21 protein-coding genes and 4 tRNA genes are annotated in these 20028 nt (G+C 66.2%); 3 read left to right on the top strand and 22 right to left on the bottom strand.

What is annotated here, in order from left to right; all coding sequences use genetic code 11:
• The 4 genes from GO592_RS04685 to rplJ all read right to left on the bottom strand — a co-directional run bounded on the left by GO592_RS04685 (window position 1) and on the right by rplJ (window position 3228).
• Complete coding sequence (locus GO592_RS04685; protein WP_005252107.1) at window positions 1-795, bottom strand: MlaE family ABC transporter permease; 795 nt, start codon at window positions 793-795, stop codon at window positions 1-3.
• A 9-nt stretch (window positions 796-804) separates the two neighbouring features.
• Window positions 805-1899, bottom strand: coding sequence for an ABC transporter ATP-binding protein (locus tag GO592_RS04680; protein ID WP_005258257.1), 1095 nt, complete (start codon window positions 1897-1899; stop codon window positions 805-807).
• Between the two features lie 303 nt (window positions 1900-2202).
• Window positions 2203-2589 carry a 50S ribosomal protein L7/L12 gene (gene rplL, locus GO592_RS04675; RefSeq protein WP_005252104.1) on the bottom strand — a complete coding sequence of 129 codons (387 nt, stop codon included), beginning with the start codon at window positions 2587-2589 and terminating at the stop codon, window positions 2203-2205.
• 78 nt (window positions 2590-2667) lie between these two features.
• Window positions 2668-3228: a 50S ribosomal protein L10 gene (gene rplJ, locus GO592_RS04670; RefSeq protein ID WP_005252102.1), complete on the bottom strand. Its 561-nt coding sequence runs from the start codon at window positions 3226-3228 to the stop codon at window positions 2668-2670.
• A 461-nt stretch (window positions 3229-3689) separates the two neighbouring features.
• Between rplJ and GO592_RS04665 the strand changes: the two genes are divergently transcribed.
• Window positions 3690-5309, top strand: coding sequence for an MFS transporter (locus tag GO592_RS04665; RefSeq protein ID WP_007298076.1), 1620 nt, complete (start codon window positions 3690-3692; stop codon window positions 5307-5309).
• A 66-nt stretch (window positions 5310-5375) separates the two neighbouring features.
• On the opposite strand, the gene rplA is transcribed toward GO592_RS04665, so the two are convergent.
• The 11 genes from rplA to GO592_RS04610 all read right to left on the bottom strand — a co-directional run bounded on the left by rplA (window position 5376) and on the right by GO592_RS04610 (window position 10324).
• Window positions 5376-6092 carry a 50S ribosomal protein L1 gene (gene rplA, locus GO592_RS04660; protein WP_005252097.1) on the bottom strand — a complete coding sequence of 239 codons (717 nt, stop codon included), beginning with the start codon at window positions 6090-6092 and terminating at the stop codon, window positions 5376-5378.
• 157 nt (window positions 6093-6249) lie between these two features.
• On the bottom strand, window positions 6250-6684 hold the full coding sequence (gene rplK / locus GO592_RS04655; RefSeq protein ID WP_005252095.1) for a 50S ribosomal protein L11: 435 nt from the start codon (window positions 6682-6684) through the stop codon (window positions 6250-6252).
• Window positions 6685-6743: 59 nt separating this feature from the next.
• Window positions 6744-7610, bottom strand: coding sequence for a transcription termination/antitermination protein NusG (nusG, locus tag GO592_RS04650; protein ID WP_007298077.1), 867 nt, complete (start codon window positions 7608-7610; stop codon window positions 6744-6746).
• 58 nt (window positions 7611-7668) lie between these two features.
• On the bottom strand, window positions 7669-8121 hold the full coding sequence (secE, locus tag GO592_RS04645) for a preprotein translocase subunit SecE (RefSeq protein ID WP_007298078.1): 453 nt from the start codon (window positions 8119-8121) through the stop codon (window positions 7669-7671).
• A 31-nt stretch (window positions 8122-8152) separates the two neighbouring features.
• Window positions 8153-8225, bottom strand: a tRNA-Trp gene (locus GO592_RS04640).
• A 184-nt stretch (window positions 8226-8409) separates the two neighbouring features.
• Window positions 8410-8835, bottom strand: coding sequence for a (3R)-hydroxyacyl-ACP dehydratase subunit HadB (gene hadB / locus GO592_RS04635; protein WP_005252091.1), 426 nt, complete (start codon window positions 8833-8835; stop codon window positions 8410-8412).
• The gene (hadA, locus tag GO592_RS04630; RefSeq protein ID WP_005252090.1) at window positions 8822-9385 is read right to left on the bottom strand and encodes a (3R)-hydroxyacyl-ACP dehydratase subunit HadA; all 564 of its coding nucleotides are present in this window, start codon (window positions 9383-9385) and stop codon (window positions 8822-8824) included. Before hadA ends, hadB begins: the two co-directional genes overlap by 14 nt.
• 89 nt (window positions 9386-9474) lie before the next feature.
• Window positions 9475-9642, bottom strand: a complete 168-nt coding sequence (gene rpmG / locus GO592_RS04625) for a 50S ribosomal protein L33 (protein WP_005252089.1) — start codon at window positions 9640-9642, stop codon at window positions 9475-9477.
• Between the two features lie 61 nt (window positions 9643-9703).
• Window positions 9704-9776 (bottom strand) — tRNA-Met (locus tag GO592_RS04620).
• Window positions 9777-9821: 45 nt separating this feature from the next.
• Window positions 9822-9894 (bottom strand) — tRNA-Thr (locus tag GO592_RS04615).
• 347 nt (window positions 9895-10241) lie between these two features.
• A tRNA-Tyr gene (locus GO592_RS04610) sits at window positions 10242-10324 on the bottom strand.
• 198 nt (window positions 10325-10522) lie between these two features.
• Between GO592_RS04610 and GO592_RS04605 the strand changes: the two genes are divergently transcribed.
• On the top strand, window positions 10523-11014 hold the full coding sequence (locus GO592_RS04605) for a YajQ family cyclic di-GMP-binding protein (RefSeq protein ID WP_007298080.1): 492 nt from the start codon (window positions 10523-10525) through the stop codon (window positions 11012-11014).
• 68 nt (window positions 11015-11082) lie between these two features.
• On the opposite strand, the gene htpX is transcribed toward GO592_RS04605, so the two are convergent.
• Entirely contained in the window at window positions 11083-11943 is an 861-nt protein-coding gene (gene htpX / locus GO592_RS04600) for a zinc metalloprotease HtpX (protein WP_144287875.1), read from the bottom strand.
• Window positions 11944-12087: 144 nt separating this feature from the next.
• Entirely contained in the window at window positions 12088-13143 is a 1056-nt protein-coding gene (locus tag GO592_RS04595) for a polyprenyl synthetase family protein (RefSeq protein ID WP_005571705.1), read from the bottom strand.
• A gap of 129 nt (window positions 13144-13272) precedes the next feature.
• Here GO592_RS04595 and GO592_RS04590 point away from each other — a divergent pair, with 129 nt between their 5' ends.
• Window positions 13273-14535: a geranylgeranyl reductase family protein gene (locus tag GO592_RS04590; RefSeq protein WP_007298082.1), complete on the top strand. Its 1263-nt coding sequence runs from the start codon at window positions 13273-13275 to the stop codon at window positions 14533-14535.
• A 3-nt stretch (window positions 14536-14538) separates the two neighbouring features.
• On the opposite strand, the gene GO592_RS04585 is transcribed toward GO592_RS04590, so the two are convergent.
• From GO592_RS04585 to menD, 5 genes are all read right to left on the bottom strand, one after another.
• Complete coding sequence (locus GO592_RS04585) at window positions 14539-15237, bottom strand: demethylmenaquinone methyltransferase (protein WP_037204242.1); 699 nt, start codon at window positions 15235-15237, stop codon at window positions 14539-14541.
• A gap of 62 nt (window positions 15238-15299) precedes the next feature.
• Complete coding sequence (locus GO592_RS04580) at window positions 15300-16676, bottom strand: NAD-dependent succinate-semialdehyde dehydrogenase (RefSeq protein WP_007298083.1); 1377 nt, start codon at window positions 16674-16676, stop codon at window positions 15300-15302.
• A 56-nt stretch (window positions 16677-16732) separates the two neighbouring features.
• Complete coding sequence (locus tag GO592_RS04575) at window positions 16733-17878, bottom strand: glycosyltransferase family 4 protein (protein WP_082324937.1); 1146 nt, start codon at window positions 17876-17878, stop codon at window positions 16733-16735.
• A gap of 72 nt (window positions 17879-17950) precedes the next feature.
• The gene (locus GO592_RS04570; RefSeq protein ID WP_039951615.1) at window positions 17951-18391 is read right to left on the bottom strand and encodes a DUF3592 domain-containing protein; all 441 of its coding nucleotides are present in this window, start codon (window positions 18389-18391) and stop codon (window positions 17951-17953) included.
• Window positions 18388-20013: a 2-succinyl-5-enolpyruvyl-6-hydroxy-3-cyclohexene-1-carboxylic-acid synthase gene (gene menD / locus GO592_RS04565; protein WP_007298086.1), complete on the bottom strand. Its 1626-nt coding sequence runs from the start codon at window positions 20011-20013 to the stop codon at window positions 18388-18390. Before menD ends, GO592_RS04570 begins: the two co-directional genes overlap by 4 nt.
• Between the last annotated feature and the right edge of the window lie 15 nt (window positions 20014-20028).

Below are 20028 nucleotides of genomic sequence, written 5' to 3'. Positions count from 1 at the left end.
TCACGATCCCTTCGCCGGAACGATTTGGAGGTACACCATGGTCAGGATCAGGTTCGCGAAGAACAGCAGCAGGAACGTGATCACCACAGACTGGTTCACCGCGTCACCGACGCCCTTGGGTCCGCCCTTCGGGTGGAGGCCTTTGTACGCGGCGATGACACCGGCGATGACACCGAAGACGGCCGCCTTGAGCTCGCCGACCCAGATGTCGGGAAGCTGCGCGAAGGCCGAGAACGATGCCAGGTACGCACCGGGATTACCCCCTTGGAGAATGACGTTGAAGAAGTACCCGCCCGCGATACCGACCACGGACACGAGGCCGTTGAGCAGGATCGCGACGAGAACCATGGCAAGCACCCGAGGCACGACGAGTCGCTGAATCGGGTTGATACCGAGAACCTCCATGGCGTCGATCTCTTCGCGGATCGTCCGCGCACCGAGATCCGCCGTGACGGCCGATCCCGCAGCCCCGGCCACCAGAAGTGCCGTCACCAGCGGGGAACCCTGTTGGATGACGGCGAGCACGCTGGCCGCTCCCGTGAACGACTCCGCACCGAGCTGCTTGATGAGCGATCCGGTCTGCAGAGACACCACTGCGCCGAACGGAATCGCGACCATTGCCGTCGGCAGGATCGTGACGCTGGCAATGAACCAGGCCTGTTCGATGAACTCGCGGAACTGGAACGGCCGCTTGAACGTGTTTCGTGCGACGTCGACGAAGAGCTCGACGATATTTCCGGCCTGCGTCAGCGCACCGTTGACCGGCCGCAAGACCGAGCTGCGGGTAACCCCCATCCGATATGCCTACCCTTGCCCGTGAGTGGTGTTTTCGTATCCTTCGCCCCGGTATGCGGGGATGACCTGTGTGTCTTCCTGGCTGTATGCGTAGTCGTAGCCCCCGCCGCCGTTTCCGCCGGAAGTCTCGTCGAGGCTTTCCTGGATGGCGATCTGGGCATTCTCCGGCAGGGTGTGCATGATGTGCCGGACGCGTTCCTGACGGCGGGCCACGGCCTGCCGGAACGGCATCCCCGGCGTCGCCTTCATCTGCGGGACGATGCCCTCGACGTCGTCGACACCACCGGCATGGTGGCCGGCATCGACCATCGCCTGCTCCTGCGCCATGGTGGCCTCGTCCTTCTCCTCCGACATCCCGATCGGACCGATCATCGTGCCGTTGAGGAACTGCTTGACCACCGGCTCCTCACTGGTGAGCAGCACCTCCCGCGGACCGAACATCACCAGATGCCGGCGGAACAGCATGCCGATGTTGTCCGGCACCGTCCGCGCGAGATTGATGTTGTGCGAGACGATCAGGATCGTCGCGTCGATCTCGGCGTTGATGTCGATCAACGTCTGCGAGATGTAGGTGGTGCGCACCGGATCCAGACCGGAGTCCGGCTCGTCGACGAGGATGATCTGCGGGTCCAGCACCAGGGCCCGAGCCAGACCCGCGCGCTTGCGCATGCCGCCGGAGATCTCGCCGGGCAGCTTGTCCTCGGCCCCGAGCAGGCCGACGAGCTCCATCTTCTCCATCACGATCTTGCGGATCTCGGACTCGGACTTCTTGGTGTGCTCGCGCAGCGGGAACGCCACGTTGTCGAACAGGTTCATCGACCCGAACAGCGCGCCGTCCTGGAACAGCACCCCGAACAGCTTCCGGATCTCGTAGAGCTCCTTGGACGAGCACTCGAGAATGTTGGTGCCGTCGATCACGATCGACCCCTGCTCCGGGCGGAGCAGACCGATCAGCGACTTCAGAAACACCGACTTACCCGTACCCGACGGCCCGAGCAACGCACTGACTTCACCAGCAGGGAGGGTCAATGTGACGTCCTGCCAGATCCTCTGCGAGCCGAACGACTTGGTCAGTCCCTCGACGGATACTTCGACTCCCACCATTACCTCCGCGACCGTTCGATGCACTCACCCCGTGTGGGTTGGGTCACTCTATCGCATCGACGTGTTACCTGTGACAAGGGATGCTACTCATGAGTAAGGAAGCATGCCAACAGCGGGTCCCACTATGCAAAACAACGCGCCTGAACTGGGATAACGGTAGCGAAATTTCTGGTCACGCGTCCAGCTTTCGGCTAGGAATCTCGACACTCCGAAGCCGTCTGTGGACGCAAAAAGAGGGCCACTCCCCACTGATGGGGAGTGGCCCTCTTCGTCTGCTCGGCGAGCAGCGCGGGAGAGACCGTCTTACTTGACGGTGATCTTCGCGCCGGCAGCCTCGAGCTTCTCCTTGGCGGCGTCGGCCGCGTCCTTGGCAACCTTCTCCAGGATGGCCTTCGGAGCACCCTCGACGAGGTCCTTGGCTTCCTTCAGGCCGAGGCCGGAAACGACCTCACGGACGACCTTGATGACCTGGATCTTCTTGTCGCCGGCCGACTCGAGGACGACGTCGAACTCGTCCTGCTCCTCAGCAGCCTCGGCGGCAGCCGGTGCTCCGCCTGCAGCGGCGACGGCGACCGGGGCAGCGGCGGTGACCTCGAAGGTCTCCTCGAATGCCTTTACGAACTCCGAGAGCTCGAGAAGGGTGAGCTCCTTGAACTGGTCCAACAACTCTTCGGTGCTGAGCTTCGCCATTGTGGCGGTCCTTCCTGTAAGTCCCATGTCGCTGATCCGCGACCGGGCGGGGTTATAGCAGTGATGCGCGGGTGCGGATCAGCTTTCGGCTGCAGCCTCGGCGGGAGCTTCGGCAGCTCCGCCTTCTGCGGCCTTCTTTTCCTGCAGAGCAGCAGCCAGTCGTGCCACCTGCGAAGCAGGAGCGTTGAACAGGCCTGCGGCCTTTGCCAAGTTGCCCTTCATCGCGCCGGCAAGCTTGGCCAACAGGATCTCGCGGGACTCGAGGTCCGCGATCTTGTTGACCTCGTCCACGGACAGCGCAGCGCCGTCCATGTAGCCGCCCTTGATGATGAGCGCCTTGTTGTCCTTAGCGAAGTTCTTCAGAGCCTTCGCAGCATCGACGGGCTCGCCCTTGATGAATGCAATGGCGGTCGGACCCACGAAAAGGTCATCAAGGCCCTCGACGCCCGCCTCAGCAGCGGCACGCTTGACCAGGGTGTTCTTGGCGACGGAGTAGGTGGCACCTTCTCCGAGAGCGCGTCGCAGTGTCGTGATGTTGCCCACCGTCAGACCACGGTATTCCGTGATCACAGCAGCGGTCGAACCCTTGAACTGCTCGGTGATCTCCGCAACCGCGGAAACCTTCTCAGGCTTTGCCATACTTCGCCTCCTCTCATGACAGTCGTTATCCCACTTCGGAACCGCTGCGTACCGCCGGAATCCCGGAGCACACAATCCACGACATGCAAAACGCCCCGGTGCAGGGCACACGGGGCGTGAAAGGAAACGATACGGTCAGGGCGCGAGCCCACAACCGATACGCATCCCCCTACCTCGTCCTCCTGCGTGGGCCGCCGGACATTCCCGGACTTTCAATCACACCCTTGCGGGAGCGATCACCAACGGTCTTGGGTAGAACATGATTTGGGGTGAAGTTCAGATACTGCATTGAACTCCGCAGGACAGATTACGGCATGGCCTGCACAACCGCCAAATCGTGGCCGCTACCCGCCTCGCGGAAGTGGTAGGCATCACTCCATCGCTGCGGTGTGGTTCAACAGACTGAAGCTGCGTCCAATTACGTGTTACGCACCGTTACATGTATGGGCTAGCTTTTGGTCATGACAATCCTCGAAGCCCGGGCCGTCGTGGCCGGGTCCCGGACGCGCCGCTTCCTCGCGCTTGCCGTGATCTGCCTGGCCGAACTGCTGGTCGTGCTCGACAACACCATCGTCAACGTCGCCCTCCCGTCGATCGGTGTCGAACTCCGCACCAGTGTCAGCGGCCTGCAGTGGGTCGTCGACGCCTACACGCTGACGTTCGCAGGCCTGCTCCTAGCGTTCGGCAACCTCGGCGACCGCTACGGTCGTCGCCGCGTCATGGTCATCGGCCTGATCGGCGTCGCCGTCATGTCGGTCGCCGGCGCCAACGCCGAGAGTCTGGGGCAGGTCATCGCGGCCCGCGCGGCGATGGGTGTCTTCGCGGCCGCCGTCTTCCCCGCGACCCTCGCCCTCGTCATCAACATCTTCACCGACGTGCGGGAACGGGCGCTGGCCATCGCCGCCTGGACCGCGATGGCCGGATTCGCGATCGCCATCGGGCCGATGGCCGGCGGGTGGCTGCTCGAGCATTTCAGCTGGCACTCCGTCTTCTGGATCAACGTGCCGATCGCCGTGGGCGCGGCAGCGGCGACGCTGCTCCTGGTGCCGGAATCGCGCGCCTCCGTCATCGGACGGATGGACCTCGTCGGAATCGCCGCCTCGATCACCGGAATCACCGTGCTCGTGTGGGCCATCATCGAAGCCCCTCATCACGGGTGGACGTCGTTCGTCACGTTGGGCGCCGTCGCCCTCTCGATCGCGGTCCTGATCGGATTCGTTCTCTGGGAGCTGCGCACCGAGCACCCGATCCTCGACCTGCGGCTGTTCCGCAACCGCAGGTTCTCCCTGCCCGCCCTCGCGATCGCCATCGGGTACTTCTCGATGTTCGGCTTCCTGTTCCTCATCACGCAGTACTTCCAAGGCGTCCGGGAGTACACGCCGTTCGAGTTCGGTGTCGCGTCGCTGCCGTTCGCGGTGTCGGTGGCGGTCGGCGCCCCCGTCGCCACACTTCTGGCGCAGCGAATCGGGACGACCCCGGTCATCGTGTTCGGCCTCCTCCTCACCGGGGTCGGCCTGTACCTCGGCGGTCAGGTGGCCGTCGACAGCAGCTACCTGACGGACGTCCTCCCGTCGATGGTGTCGATGGCGCTCGGCTTGGCCATCGTGCAGGGGCCCGCGACCGAATCGATCATGGCGTCGCTGCCCCTCGACGAGGCGGGAGCAGGCTCGGCCGTGAACGACACGACCAGGGAAATCGGCGGAACGCTCGGTGTCGCCGTGCTCGGATCGATCGTCGCGTCGTATTACGCGACGACGATGAGTCCACTGCTCGACCGGATTCCGGCCGCGTTGATGAACGACGACGAGAAGGGGTTCGCACGCGCGACGGTCCTGAGCGTGCTCGAGATCCGGAAACGGGAGATCCCGCCGTTCCTCGAACAGCAACGTGAGAATCTCATCCTCACCATGAAGACGACGGTCCTGCAGGGCTCGCACACTGCGTCGCTCGTCGCCGCGGGCGCCGTGGTGGTCTGCGCGCTCGTCGTCGCGATCTTCATGCCCTGGGCACCGGCTCGCACGGACTCCGTGATGCTGGCGTGGCGAAAGAAGTCCGAATCGGGAACCGCCGACGAAGACTGAACCCGGCAAAAGCAGTTCGGCCGGTACGGAAGATTTCCGTACCGGCCGAACTGTGTGAAGCGTGACTTACGCGTCGGCATCCTCGAGAAGGTTGCGGGTGCGGTTCGGGTCCACCGGGATGCCCGGGCCGGTGGTGGTCGAAACGGTGACCTTCTTGACGTAGCGGCCCTTCGCGGAGGACGGCTTCGCACGCAGGATCTCGTCCAGCGCGGCGCCGTAGTTCTCCACCAGCTTGGCGTCGTCGAACGATGCCTTGCCGATCACGAAGTGCAGGTTGGCCTGCTTGTCGACGCGGAAGTTGATCTTTCCGCCCTTGATGTCCGCGACAGCCTTCGTGACGTCAGCCGTCACGGTGCCGGTCTTCGGGTTCGGCATCAGGCCACGCGGTCCGAGGACGCGGGCGATGCGGCCGACCTTGGCCATCTGATCGGGAGTCGCGATGGCGGCGTCGAAATCGAGCCATCCACCCTGGATCCGCTCGATGAGGTCCTCGGCACCGACGGCGTCGGCTCCAGCTGCCTCGGCCTCGGCGGCCTTCTCTCCGACTGCGAACACGATGACGCGGGCGGTCTTACCGGTGCCGTGCGGCAGGTTGACCGTGCCGCGGACCATCTGGTCCGCCTTGCGGGGGTCGACGCCCAGACGGACTGCAACCTCGACGGTCGCGTCCATCTTGCTCGACGACGTCTCCTTCGCCAGCTTCGCAGCCTGCAGCGGGCTGTACAGCTTGTCGAAGTCGATCTTCTCAGCGGCGGCGAGATACGCCTTGCTGCGCTTTGCCATTTCTTCTGTCCTAACTTCTCACCGCAGTATGTGTCTCGTCTGCGATGGTGAATGGTTCAGTAGTGGTGTGGGCCTGGCCGGCCCTCCCACGCTTTCTTCGACGGCGGTGCCGTCAGTCGATCGCCGACGGTGACGCCGCCGATCGATCAGGGCTGACTCAGCCGTCGACCGTGATACCCATCGAGCGTGCGGTGCCGGCGATGATCTTCGCGGCCTGCTCGATGTCGTTCGCGTTGAGGTCTTCCTGCTTGGTCTTCGCGATTTCGCGCACCTGATCCATGGTCACGGAAGCGACCTTGGTCTTGTGCGGCTCGCCGGAGCCCTTCTGCACGCCTGCAGCCTTGAGCAGCAGCTTGGCAGCCGGAGGGGTCTTCAGCTTGAAATCGAAGGTCCGGTCTTCGTAGACCGAAATCTCGACCGGCACCACGTTGCCGCGCTGGGACTCAGTCGCCGCGTTGTAGGCCTTGCAGAACTCCATGATGTTCACGCCGTGCTGACCAAGCGCGGGACCCACGGGCGGTGCAGGGTTAGCCTGACCGGCCTGGATCTGAAGCTTGATGAGCCCTGCGAGCTTCTTCTTCTTGGGGGGCATCTCGATTTCCTATTTCTTGCTGGGTGTGTTTCTTGCTACTGCAGTGCAAGTATGTGGCGCTAGATCTTCGCGACCTGCGTGAAGGACAACTCGACCGGGGTCTCTCGACCGAAGATCGAGACCAGGACCTTGAGCTTCTGCTGCTCGGCGTTGACCTCGCTGATGCTGGCGGGCAGCGTGGCGAACGGGCCGTCCATGACGGTGACCGACTCGCCGACCTCGAAGTCGACCTCGATGAGCGGCTTCGCGAAGCTCTCTCCGCCGGTCTCCCCCGCCGAGACGGTTGCCGCGGCAGCCTGCTTCTTCTGCTCCTGCTGCGGGAGCAGGAACTTGATGACCTCGTTGAGGGTCAGCGGGGACGGACGCGACGTCGCACCGACGAATCCGGTGACGCCGGGTGTGTTACGCACGGCTCCCCAGGACTCGTCGTTGAGATCCATGCGGACCAGGATGTAGCCGGGCAGAACCTTGCGGTTGACCTGCTTGCGCTGACCGTTCTTGATCTCGGTGACTTCTTCGGTGGGAACTTCCACCTGGAAGATGTAGTCGCCGACGTCGAGGTTCTGGACACGGGTCTCGAGGTTGGCCTTGACCTTGTTCTCGTAGCCCGCGTAGGAGTGAATGACGTACCAGTCACCGGGTGCGCGGCGCAGAGCGGCCTTGAGTTCCGCAACGGGATCCTCGGGCTCTTCGGCGGTCGCAGCCTCGTCGGCGGTCGCAGCCTCGTCGGCGGTCACAGCCTCGTCGGCGGGCGCCTCGTCCGCGACGATCTCGTCAGCCGGGGCGTCCTCGGCAACGTCGTCACCGTCGATTTCCGCGGCTTCGGTGCCCTCCTCGGCAGCCTCGACATCCACTTCGGCTGCCGCCTCGGCAGAAACACGCTCTTCGGCCAAAGCCTCATTCGTGTCGTTCTCGGGGGTGCTCACTGGGGCACTCGCTTCCTCTCGTCACTCACATACTTCGGATCCACCGGGGCGGATTCCGTCAACCGAACAACCAGGTGACGCCCTTGATGACCACCAGATCCAACACACCGATGAACGTCACCATGAACACCACGAAGACCAGGACGACACTGGTGTAGGTGATCATCTGCTTGCGATTGGGCCAGATGACCTTGCGCAGCTCGGCGATGACCTCGCGGAGGAACCGGCGCAGTCGCTTGAAGATGTTTTCCTTGCGCGGCGTGTCGGCGCGATTCTTCTTCGCCGGCTTGACCTTGGTGGTCGTGTCCGACTTCGAGAGTTCCGGTGACTTCACAGAACTCGCGGCGACCTCGGTACCTGCCGGTGAGCGACGGCCCTGGCGCTTACCGCTGGGCTTTCCCGAGGGAGTGGCGGAACGCGTGGTGGTGGCGTCGGCCGCGGTGTCGTCGGCACCGTCCGGGCGCGTCGACCCTGAAGTGTCGCCGTCGCGCTTGGCGCGCTCCTCGCTCACGTCGTTCCTCTCAGTCGCTGGCATCCGGGGGCAGGGGCGACAGGACTTGAACCTGCAACCTGCGGTTTTGGAGACCGCTGCTCTGCCAGTTGAGCTACGCCCCTTTGGTCGGGAGACCTGGTCCGAAACTAGCCTCGAACCAATTCTTGACCGACCTCTCTGTGATTACATGACACGCGCGCCACCCTTGCCGGCCGTACAGCACCGTAGGGCAGCGCGCAGCGCTGAGTAATCCCAGAAATCTCAGTGTACTTCAAAGCCCCGGAACAAACCCAATCCACCCGGCTGTCAGGCCAGACGGACCGTTGCGGTGGCGCGACCGAAGATCTTCTTTCCCTCGGAACGCGCCACGATCGCGACTACTGCTGTCTTGCTTTCCTCGTCGAGCGACTTCACCTTACCGGTGTACTCGACCTGCGCGGCCTCGTCCTCACGGACGTAGACCGAGCTCGTGAAACGAACGTTGTACTCCTTGACCGCACCCGGATCGCCGAGCCACGACGTGACGAATCCGCCGCCGAGGCCCATGGTGAGCATTCCGTGCGCGATCACGTTGTCCAGACCGGCGAGCTTGACGACCTCGTCGCTCCAGTGGATCGGGTTGGGATCGCCGGACACGCCCGCGTAGTTGACCAGGTCGCCACGCGTGAGCTTCACGATGCGCTCAGGGAGTTCTTCACCCACCGAGACGTCCTCGAACTTACGAAGCGCCATGCATGATCACGTCCTTGACTGCGTGAGCGATGTTCTCGTCGACCTCGCCGCCGGTACGCGCGACGAGCGTCGTCCAAGTGGTCTGGACCAGTTCGTCGTGCTGATCGGTGACGATGTTCTTGGTGACGATGATGTCGCTGCCGCCCATCTGGCGGAACGACTCCAGGTACACGTCACAGACCAGACGGTCGCCGACCTTGATCGGCTTGTGAAACTCGAGCCGCTGGTCGGTCTGGAGAATCTGGCTCGGATCGTAACCGGTGACGATCTCCTTGAAGAGGCGTCCCTGAGCGATGATGCCGACAAGCGAGATGAACGTCAGAGGAGCGAGGAGACCGTCGTAACCGAGGCCCTTCGCGGCTTCTTCGTCGTGGTGAGCGGGGTGCCAGTCCTGCACGGCACGCGCGTACTCGCGCACCTTCTCGCGTCCGACCTCGTAGAAGTCGTCGACGCGGTAGTGGTGCCCGACCATCGCCAGTGCGTGCGCGGCAGGATCGGCAGGAACAGCCGCGGGCACGTATGCCTCTGTCTCTGTCACAGTGTCAGTCACGCGAAAGAACCTCTTCTACCCTTGACGTCAGCGCGTGAGGGCAGCCTAGAGGACTCCCTTCGCGAACGCAGTCCTAGTTCCGGACCGTGTTACTTGGACTCGCGATGCGACTGGTGAGTTCCGCAGTTCGGGCAGAACTTCTTGATCTCCAGGCGATCGGGGTCGTTGCGCCGATTCTTCTTGGTGATGTAGTTGCGGTGCTTGCATACCTCGCAGGCCAAAGTGATCTTGGGCCGAACGTCAGTCGAGGAGGCCACGGGATGCCTTCTTTCGGGTGAATCTGATTACGAACAATCAGGGTGGATCATGCATATTGTGTAGCGGTGACCGGACTTGAACCGGCGACGCAACGATTATGAGTCGTTTGCTCTACCAACTGAGCTACACCGCCTCGGTGTCGAGTGTCGCGCACTAGGCGCTCCACTTCAATCCAGCGAGCCCCCTAACGGAATCGAACCGTTGACCTTTTCCTTACCATGGAAACGCTCTGCCGACTGAGCTAAGGGGGCGTGCTTCGCTCGCACATCGCTGCGCGCTGAAGCCTTGACGAGATTACACAGAGTTCGCGTCCAGAACCAAATTGCCTGGTCAGCGGCTTTCACAAGTCGGTGCACCCGACAGTTCCGCTGGTGGCCGTGCTCGAGACCTGCGATCGAGCTCGGGGAGCACGCCGAAGTCCGTCCAGCCGAGCGGCCGTACCTTCGGCCGGTCCCAGCGTTCGCGTCCGAAGAGGTGCATGCGACGCGTCGGGCCATGTTGCCGACGATCCGGTCGGCATCGCCGCATGCGTGGGCACCCCGTTTCGTCCACGAACGACAGAACCCCGGTGAGCTGTCGCTCACCGGGGATCTGTGTGTGGCAGATGTAGGATTCGAACCTACGTAGGCATAAGCCGACGGATTTACAGTCCGCTCCCATTGGCCGCTCGGGCAATCTGCCGGGTTGCACGAGGAGCGCGAAATCTGTGCGAAATCGCTCTCCGCTGCGGAAAGAAGAATACAACGAACGGCCCCCCGTTTTGCAAACCGGGTGGATACGGGCGGTTGCGAACCGATAGCGTCGAATCTGCTCGTCGGCATTCGGCGAGCCCCCGGCCGGGTCGCGGCGGGGAGAACTAGACGAAACCGGGAGTGTGAAGTGGCTGATTCGTCCTTCGATGTGGTGAGCAAGGTGGAGCGTCAAGAGGTGGACAACGCCCTGCATCAGGCCGGCAAGGAGCTGTCGACCCGGTTCGACTTCCGGAACACGGGAGCATCGATCGAATGGTCCGGCGAGGAAACCATCACCCTGACGGCCGACACCGAGGAGCGACTGCTCGCCGCCCTGGACGTCTTCAAGGAGAAACTGATCCGGCGTGACATCTCCCTGAAGGCGTTCGACGCGGGCGAGCCGGCGCAGTCCGGAAAGATCTACAAGCTGTCCGGCAGCCTCGTCCAGGGCATCACCACCGAGAACGCCAAGAAGATCACCAAGAAGATCCGCGACGAGGGCCCCAAGGGCGTCAAGGCGCAGATCCAGGGTGACGAACTGCGGGTGAGCAGCAAGAAGCGCGACGACCTGCAGGCCGTGATCTCCCTGCTGAAGGGTGAGGACTTCGGGATCGCGCTGCAGTTCGTGAACTACCGGTAGGCGCTCCGCACCCGTGCGCCTTTCTGGTTGTAGGAACGACCAGAAAGGCGCACGGGCGGCGAAGCCGCCTACATGCCTGCCATCCGCTCGAGCCGCTCGATCCGGTCGGCCATCGGCGGGTGGGTGGAGAACATCCGGCTCATCTTCTCGCCGGTGCGGAATGGGTTGGCGATCATCAGGTGCGACTGCGCGGCGAGCTGAGGCTCCGGCGGCAGCGGTGCTGCCTGAGTGCCCTGCTCCAGCTTCCGCAGCGCGGACGCCAGCGCCAGGGGGTCGCCCGTGAGCTCTGCGCCCGACTGGTCGGCCTGGTACTCCCGGGACCGGGACACCGCGAGTTTGACGACGGTCGCGGCGATGGGCCCGAGCAGTGATACGAGGAGCAGCGCGATCGGGTTGGCGCCCTGTCCCCCGCCGCGCCCGCCGAACATGTTGGCGAACATGGCGAAGTTCGCGAGCCCCGACACGACGGCGGCCATGGCGCCGGCAACGGAGGAAATCAGGATGTCGCGGTTGTAGACGTGCGACAGCTCGTGTCCGAGCACGGCCCGCAACTCTCGTTCGTTGAGGATCTCCAGAATGCCGCTCGTCACGCACACCGCGGCGTGGCGCGGACTGCGCCCGGTTGCGAAAGCGTTGGGCGCGGACGTGGGGCTGATGTAGAGCCGCGGCATCGGCTGGTGCGCGGTCGTGGCCAGTTCCCGGACGATGCGGTAGATGACCGGGGCCTGCACCTCGGTGATCGGCTGGGCGTGCATGGCCTTGAGAGCCATCTTGTCGCTGTTGAAGTACACGTACGCGTTCATTCCGACCGCGAACACGATCGCCAGCAGCAGGATGGTGGGGTTGCGGAACAGCGCGCCGATGAACACGATCAGCGCCGACATGCCGACCAACAGAACCAGAGTCTTCGCCCCGTTTGCGTAGCGCACGTCACGCCTTCCTTGTCGTTGACACCCGATCACGTCGCCCGAGTTTCGGGATCTTGATCATTCAACGAAACACGGTGGCGGGACGGTTCCCGCACAGACGACGAGAAATCGGGTGAAGACGAGTTCAGATACTGACGATACGGCTCAGCCGACGCGCTCGATCGTGTAATCGACGAGCTTCACGAGGGCGTCGTTGGCGGGGCCCTGCGGCAGCTCGGCGAGCTGCGCGCGCGCCTGGACCGCGAACTCCTCCAGCTTCGCCTTGGCGGCGGCCATGCCGGGTGACCGTTCGAGGAGCGCGAGCGCCTCCGCGACGTCGTCGTCGTTGGTGACGGGGCCGTCGAGGAGCACTCGGAGGCGATCGGCGTCGGGTCCCTCGTCGCGCAGCGCGTACAGGACGGGCAGCGTGTGGACGCCCTCACGCAGGTCGGTTCCGGGTGTCTTGCCGGACTGCGCGGACACCGAGGAGATGTCGATGATGTCGTCGGAGATCTGGAAGGCGGTGCCCACCGCGTCGCCGAGGCGTTCGAGCCGCTTCACGTGGTCGGCGTCCGCGCCGGAGAAGGTGCCGCCGAAGCGTCCGCACGCCGCGATGAGCGAGCCCGTCTTCTCCCACACGACCTTGAGGTAGTGCTCGACCGGATCCTGCTCGCCGCGAAGCCCGATCGTCTCGCGCATCTGGCCGGTGACGAGTTCGGCGAACGTCTCGGCGATGATGCGCACCGCCTCCGGTCCCAGCGTCGAGACGAGACGGGACGCGTGCGCGAACAGATAGTCGCCGGCGAGGATCGCAACGCTGTTGCCCCACCGCGAGTTCGCGCTGGGTGCACCGCGGCGCATCGACGCCTCGTCCATCACGTCGTCGTGGTACAGCGTGGCGAGGTGGACCAGCTCGACGACGGTGGCCGCCGTGACCACCGACGGGTCGGAGGCCTTCGGCCCGAGCTGGGCGGTGAGCACCGTGAACAGCGGACGGAAACGCTTGCCTCCCGCCTTCGCGAGATGCAACGCCGCCTCCGTGAGGAAGTCCTCCCCGTCGGAGAGCTCACTGACCAGCAGTTCCTCGACTTCCTTCAGTCCTTCACGGACCGTGGCAGCGAGCTGCGGGTCGCCGAGATCGATCCCGGCGACCGTAGTGCCCACTACAGCGTCGGCAGCGGTGTGTGCTGCGCCCTCGGTGCTCACGTTCTCAGTACCCATCCTGTCGTCAGTGACGGCTCGGTTCCCGCGCCGTCGGTGGCGGCTCGGCTACCACGGTAGTGAACCTAGCGGTTCCGCTGCCCGTCGGCCTCGCCGCGGTCGTATAGCGAAGCCTGACAGGATGTAGGTGTGGTCGCAGCAGAACAGTCGCCCGCGGGATCCCCGCTTCCCACCGCCACCGATGTCCTGGTCATCGGTGCTGGTCCGGCCGGTTCCTCGGCTGCCGCGTGGGCGGCCCGCGCGGGTCGTGACGTGGTGCTCGCCGACGCGGCGGTGTTTCCCCGCGACAAGACGTGTGGCGACGGACTCACTCCGCGTGCCGTCGCCGAGCTCGACCATCTCGGTCTCGGCGACTGGGTGCGGTCGAAAGGAACCAACCGGGGGCTGAGGCTCAGCGGGTTCGGTCAGGAGCTCGAACTGGAGTGGCCGGGCAGGTCGTTCCCGGCGGTCGGCAGCGCCGTCGCCCGCACCGAACTGGACGACAGGATCCGTGCGACCGCCGTCGACGCCGGGGCCGTCATGGTGCAGGGCGCCAAGGCAATCGGCGTCGAACGGGACGGCGACCGGGTGACGGCGGTGACGCTGAAGACGTCCGACGGAACCCACACCATCGGCTGCCGGACGCTGATCGTCGCGGACGGCGTCCGGTCCACGCTGGGCAAGCAGCTGGGCCGGGAATGGCACCGGGACACTGCCTACGGTGTTGCCGCCCGCGCCTACATCGCCACCGACCGCAGCGCCGACCCGTGGATCACCTCGCACCTCGAGCTGCGGGACGGAGCGGGGACGCTGCAGTCGGGCTACGGCTGGGTATTCCCCCTCGGCACCGGTGAGGTGAACATCGGCGTCGGCACACTGGCCACCGCCAAACGTCCGGCCCCAGGTGCGCTGCGACCGCTGCTCGACCTGTACACGGCGCAGCGGCGCGACGAATGGAAGTGGGACGGCGAGCTGCGCGCGGTGGCGTCGGCGTTGCTGCCGATGGGCGGTGCGGTGTCGCACATCGCGGGCCGGAACTGGGCGATCATCGGCGACGCGGCGGCGTGCGTGAATCCGCTGAACGGCGAGGGCATCGATTACGGGCTCGAGGGCGGTCGCCTGGTCGCGGAAATCCTCGACGCCGACGACCTGACGGAGCTGTGGCCCGCGATCCTCCGGGAGCGGTACGGCCGGGCGTTCTCCGTGGCGCGGCGACTCGCCGGGCTGCTGACGGTCCCTCGGGTTCTGCCCGCGTCCGGTCCGGTGGCCATGCGGTCCCGTGCGCTGATGACCATCGCGGTCCGGGTCATGGGCAACCTCGTCACCGAGGAGGACAGCGACCTCACCGCCCGCGCGTGGCGGGCGTCCGGTCTGCTGTCGACGAAGGTCGACTCGCGACCGCTGTTCGGCTGACGTTCAGCGGGTGGCGCGGTGCAGGGCCACCACACCGCCGGTGAGGTTGCGCCACTGCACGTTCCGCCACCCGGCGGCCTCGATGCGCTGCGCGAGTTCCTGCTGGGTCGGCCAGGCGCGGATGGACTCCGCGAGGTACACGTAGGCGTCGGGGTTGCTGCTGACGGCGCGCGCGACCCGCGGCAGCGCCCTCATCAGGTACTCCATGTAGACCGTGCGGAACGGCCCGAACACCGGGGTCGAGAACTCACTCACGACGAGGCGCCCGCCGGGTTTGGTGACGCGGGCGATCTCGCGGAGACCGGCGTCGAAGTCGGAGACGTTGCGCAGCCCGAAGGAGATGGTCGCGGCGTCGAACACGGCGTCGGCGTAGGGCAGGTGCATCGCGTCGCCCGCGACCATCGGGACGTGGCGTCCACTGCCGGCCTGCAGCATCCCCTTGGAGAAGTCGGTGGCCACACACCAGGCACCCGACCGTCCGAGCTCGACGGTAGAGACCCCGGTCCCCGCCGCGAGGTCGAGAACGCGCTCCCCCGGCTTCAGCGCCAGGGCCGAGCGCGTCGCCTTGCGCCAACTGCGGTCCTGACCGAACGACAGGATCGTGTTGGTGAGGTCGTAGCGCTTCGCGACGCCGTCGAACATCGACGCGACCTCGTGCGGATCCTTTTCGAGCGACGCCCGCGAACCGTGTGTAGTTGCCACGCCCGAAACGCTACCAACCGCGCCCGGCGCCGATGTCGGCGCCGGGCGCGGTGGCGAGGCGGTCACTTCTTGGAGACCCGCACCAGCTTCTTGTTGACGAATTCGTCCATTCCCCACGGACCGAGTTCCCGCCCGACGCCGGAGCGCTTGACGCCGCCGAACGGCAACCCGGGAAGCGTGGTGCCGTGCTCGTTGACGAAGGCCATGCCGACGTCGAGCCGGTCGGCGACCTCACGTGCCCCGTCGAGGTCGGTGCTCCACACCGAACCGCTGAGACCGTAGGAGGAGGAGTTGGCGAGTTCCACGGCTTCGTCGGCGGTGGCGACCTTGTAGACGACGCCGACGGGCCCGAACAGCTCCTCGCTGTACGCCCGCATCTCGGGGGTCACGTCGACGAGCAGGGTCGGTTCGACGTACGAGCCGGGGCCGTCGATCTTCTTCCCGCCGGCGAGGAGCGTCGCGCCCTTGGCGATGGCGTCCTCGATCTGCTCGATCAGCGAATCCGCGGCACTCTGCGAGGACAGCGGCCCGAGGACGGTCTTCGCGTCGAGCGGATCGCCGGTCGGGGTGGCCTTGAAGGACTCGGCGAGCTTCGCGACGAACTCGTCGTAGTTCGGCTCGGTCACGATGAAACGTTTGGGAGAGTTGCAGGCCTGGCCCGCGTTGGACAGGCGGGCACGGGTCGCGGTCTTGACCGTGGCGTCCATATCGTCGGTGTCGAGGACGACGAACACGTCGGACCCGCCGAGTTCGAGCACCACTTTCTTGAGGTTGCGGCCCGCTGTCTCGGCGACGCTGGTCCCGGCTCGCTCGCTGCCGGTGAGCGAGACACCCTGGACACGCGGATCCGCGATCATGTCGGCGATCTGCTCGTTGGTGGCGAACACGTTGATGTACGCGTCCTCCGGGAGACCGGCCTGCCGGAAGATCTCCTCCATCAGCAGTGCCGACTGCGGACAGTTCGGGGCGTGCTTGAGCAGCACGGTGTTGCCGAGCATGAGGTTCGGCGCCGCGAAGCGGGCGACCTGGTAGTACGGGTAGTTCCACGGCATCACGCCGACGAGCGCACCGATCGGCCTGCGGTAGACCACGGATTCGTCCGCACCCGGCACGTCGAGCCGTTCCGCCTCGAGCAGCGCGGGGCCGTTGTCCGCGTAGTAGCGGTAGATCGCCGACGAGAGCTTGACTTCGCCCTTGGCCTCCCGGACGGGTTTGCCCATCTCGAGGGCGATCATCCGCGCCAGTTCGTCTTCGCGCTCCGCGTAGAGATCGGCGGTTCGGCCCAGAATCCGGGCGCGTTCCTCGGCGGCGGTCGTCCGCCAGTCGAGATATCCGTTGTGGGCGCGGGAAAGCGCCGACTCCACTCCTGCATCGTCCAAGGTCGTGAATTCCCGGACGGTTTCACCGGTCGCTGGGTTGACAGTCTTGTACTTCGCCATACTCCGGGCAACCACGAGACGGCCTCTCGAATTCCCCACCGGTTTCGATCCGCTGGTCAGGCCGCCCGGGACTCGCGAAAGTCCTGCCCGCCAACAACCGCCGCGTAGTGACCCAGCAACTCGTCGCAGATCGCAGGCCACGTGCGGTGCAGCACCGACTGCCGGGCGGCCTCACCGAAGCGGGCGCGCATGCGGCGGTCGCGCAGTGCGTCGACGGCGCTCGGCAGCAGTTCGCCGAACCGGTCGACCGGAAGCAGGTAGCCGTTGCGGCAGTGCGCGACCAGATCCCGCGGTCCCCCGGCATCCGGTCCGATCACCGGCACCCCGCTGGACAGCGCCTCCTGCACCGCCTGGCAGAACGTCTCGTGCTCGCCGGGGTGGACGAAGACGTCCAGGCTCGCGTAGGCCTCCGCGAGCTCCACCCCGCCGAGCTGTCCGGTGAACACCGCGTCGGGCATCAACCGGTGCAGGCGGGCCCGCTCCGGACCGTCGCCGACGATCACCAGCCGCACCCGCTGGTCGCCGGCGAGTGCGGCGAGCCGCTCGACGTGTTTCTCGGGCGCGAGCCTGCCCACGAATCCGACGACCAGCCGATCCGAGCCGCCCAGCCAGGAGTCCCGCAGACCCGTGCTGCGACGCGACGGTGCGAATCGAGTCGTCTCCACGCCGCGCGCCCAGCGATGGACCCTCGGAATCCTCTGCTCGGCGAGCGCCTCGACCGCCGACGTGGACGGCGCGAGAGTGCGCGTGCAGCCCCGGTGGATGCGACGCGTCCAGGCCCACGCCGCGCGACTGGTGATGCCGAGGCCGTAGCTCTCGGCGAAACCCGCCACGTCCGTCTGGTACACCGCGACCGTGGGGACGTCGAGCCGGTGCGCCGCACCCAGCCCGCCCGCACCGAGGAGGAACGGTGACGCCAGATGCACGACGTCGGGGTCGAACGCACGCAGCGCGGCGGTGAGTCCGGGCTGCGGCAGACCCACCGGGAGCGAACTGACCTTCGGCACCATCACCGCAGGCACCCGGTAGACGGGTACGCCGCCGTGTTCGGTCGGCGCGGACGTCTGCGATCCGACCGTGTCCGGGGCGACGACCATCGCCTGGTGTCCGGTGCGCTGCAAATGGTCGAGAACCCGCAGCACCGAGTTGGTCACACCGTTCATGTTGGGAAGAAACGATTCCGCGACGATGGCTACTCTCACGCGCTCAGCGTGGCAGTGCTCGTGGTCACAGCAGCGAGATCGACGTGACCGTCGCGCGAAGTTCCGGGAAACTCAGGATGACACTGCCGGCTGGGCCTCCGCCGAACTCTCCCGCCGCCGCAGGTACCAGATCACCGGTCCCGCGATCAGCCAGGTCACGACGATCAGCGAACCGGCGGGGACGACGGCGACGCTGGCGTCGCGCCCGGACACCCGCACCAGGTCGGGGTCGCTGCGCGCGTACTCGACGTCGATGCGCTGCCCCACCGTGAGCTTCGTCGGGTACAGCACGCCCAGTTCGGGGTTGTGCGTCACCCCGTCAGGGGTGACGAAGCTGATAGCCGACCGCAGCGAGCCCGCCGACAGCACCTCCGCCGTGGCCACGCCCCGGTCGGATTGGATGGTGTGGTCGTTGCGCCAGGCGGCCAGCACGAGGAGCACGGCCAGGACCGAGATGCCGATCGCCGCCACCAGCACCCCACACCGGACGCGCCGCGACACCCGCGCATTCACAGTTGGGCCCGCACCGCGGCGTGCAGTTCGCGCAGCCCGGAACGTTCGGTGGTCACCTCGAGCACCCGGATTCCGCGGTCGCCGGGCGCGTCGGGCGCGCTCAGCCGCGTCGACAGCTCACCCAGACCCACCAGGTGATGCTCCACCCGGTAGGCGGCACAGAGTGCGGCGAGATCCATCCCGTGCGGAGTACCGAAGACCCGCTCGAACACCCCGGCGTACTGCGGATCGCCCTGCTCGAGCAGTTCGAAGATGCCGCCACCGTCGTCGTTGGCGACCACGATGGTCAGGTCCCGGGGCCGCGGTTCGCCCGAGCCGATGAGCAGCCCGGACGCGTCGTGCAGGAACGTCAGGTCGCCGAGCAGGGCCACCGTCCGCCCCTCCTCGTAGGCCAGCGCCGCCCCGACGGCCGAGGACACGGTGCCGTCGATGCCGGCGACACCCCGGTTGGACAGCACCCGGATCTTCGGCGCCGGATAGCTGACGAGCGCGGCGTCCCGCACGGGGTTGGACGCCCCGAGCAGCAACTGGTCACCGTCGGTCAGGGCGTCCATGACGGCGGCCGCCACGTGCAGTCCCGTCGCCTTCGGGTGGGCGGCGAGTTGCGCGCGCACCGCCTTGTCGGTGTGTTCGGACAGCGTGCGGCAGCGATTGATCCAGGCCCGGTCGGGTTCACCGGACACGACCGCCCGGGTTCCGGTGGCCAGCACGTTGCCGGACACGTCGGGCCAGCGGGGGCCGGTGGTGAGCGCGTAGACGGCCACCGCCGGATCGGCGAGGACCTTCGACACGGACCGGTGGAGGGTGGGGCGTCCGGTGATGACGGCCTGCCGCGGTTTGAGCTGCGGCAACGCCATCGGATGCACCGGGATGCCGTGCAGCGGCGCGGTCGGCTCGGCGACCGTCGGCAGTGCGGCGAGTTCGGGCCGCAGGGCGGACCCGTGCCCGGAGATCACGATGGTGTCGAGAGTGAGGTCGAGGTCCATCGGCACGTCGAGCGTCGCGTGCTGGGTGGTGGTCCACGCCGCCCCGCCCGGTCGTCCCTGCGGGACCGGACCCTGCGCGTGGACGTCGGGGACGAGCGGTTCCCGGAGCGGGATGTCGAAGTGCACGGGACCGGCGTTGCCCGACCTCGTGCCGCGCGCTGCGGCGAGGACCCGGCACACGGCCGAACGCCACTGGCTGTTCTGCCCGGCATCGTCCTCGGCCAGGCCCAGGCTGATGGTCGCGCGCACCTGGCTGCCGAACAGACCGAGCTGCTCGATGGTCTGGTTGGCGCCCGTGCCGAGCATCTCGTACGGGCGGTTGGCGCTGAGCACCACGAGCGGCACCCGGGCGTAGTTCGCCTCGAGGACCGCGGGTCCGAGATTGGCGACGGCGGTGCCGGACGTCATGACGATCGGGACGGGACGCTTGCCGGCCACGGCCAGGCCGAGCGCGAGGAATCCCGCGGTGCGTTCGTCGATGCGCATGTGCAGGCGGAGCCGGCCCTCGAGGTCGGCGGCCTGCAGGGCGAACGCCAGCGGCGCGTTGCGCGAACCCGGGCAGAGCACGACCTCGCGTACTCCCCCGCGGACCAGTTCGTCGACGACCGCGGTGGCTTGTGCAGTGGACGGGTTCACGACATCAAGAGTGTC

Source organism: Rhodococcus sp. 21391 (genome assembly GCF_016772255.1).
GTDB lineage: Bacteria > Actinomycetota > Actinomycetes > Mycobacteriales > Mycobacteriaceae > Rhodococcus_F > Rhodococcus_F opacus.
This window is presented reverse-complemented; position numbering and strand designations above follow the sequence as displayed.

Coding starts and splice junctions, on each gene's coding strand:
- rplA (WP_005252097.1), bottom strand. CDS start 6,092: ATGGCAAAGCGCAGCAAGGCGTATCTCGCCGCCGCTGAGAAGATCGAC.
- rplJ (WP_005252102.1), bottom strand. CDS start 3,228: ATGGCAAAGCCTGAGAAGGTTTCCGCGGTTGCGGAGATCACCGAGCAG.
- GO592_RS04665 (WP_007298076.1), top strand. CDS start 3,690: ATGACAATCCTCGAAGCCCGGGCCGTCGTGGCCGGGTCCCGGACGCGC.
- GO592_RS04580 (WP_007298083.1), bottom strand. CDS start 16,676: ATGGCGAAGTACAAGACTGTCAACCCAGCGACCGGTGAAACCGTCCGG.
- hadB (WP_005252091.1), bottom strand. CDS start 8,835: ATGGCGCTTCGTAAGTTCGAGGACGTCTCGGTGGGTGAAGAACTCCCT.
- rplK (WP_005252095.1), bottom strand. CDS start 6,684: ATGCCCCCCAAGAAGAAGAAGCTCGCAGGGCTCATCAAGCTTCAGATC.
- rplL (WP_005252104.1), bottom strand. CDS start 2,589: ATGGCGAAGCTCAGCACCGAAGAGTTGTTGGACCAGTTCAAGGAGCTC.
- GO592_RS04685 (WP_005252107.1), bottom strand. CDS start 795: ATGGGGGTTACCCGCAGCTCGGTCTTGCGGCCGGTCAACGGTGCGCTG.
- GO592_RS04680 (WP_005258257.1), bottom strand. CDS start 1,899: ATGGTGGGAGTCGAAGTATCCGTCGAGGGACTGACCAAGTCGTTCGGC.
- GO592_RS04595 (WP_005571705.1), bottom strand. CDS start 13,143: ATGGGTACTGAGAACGTGAGCACCGAGGGCGCAGCACACACCGCTGCC.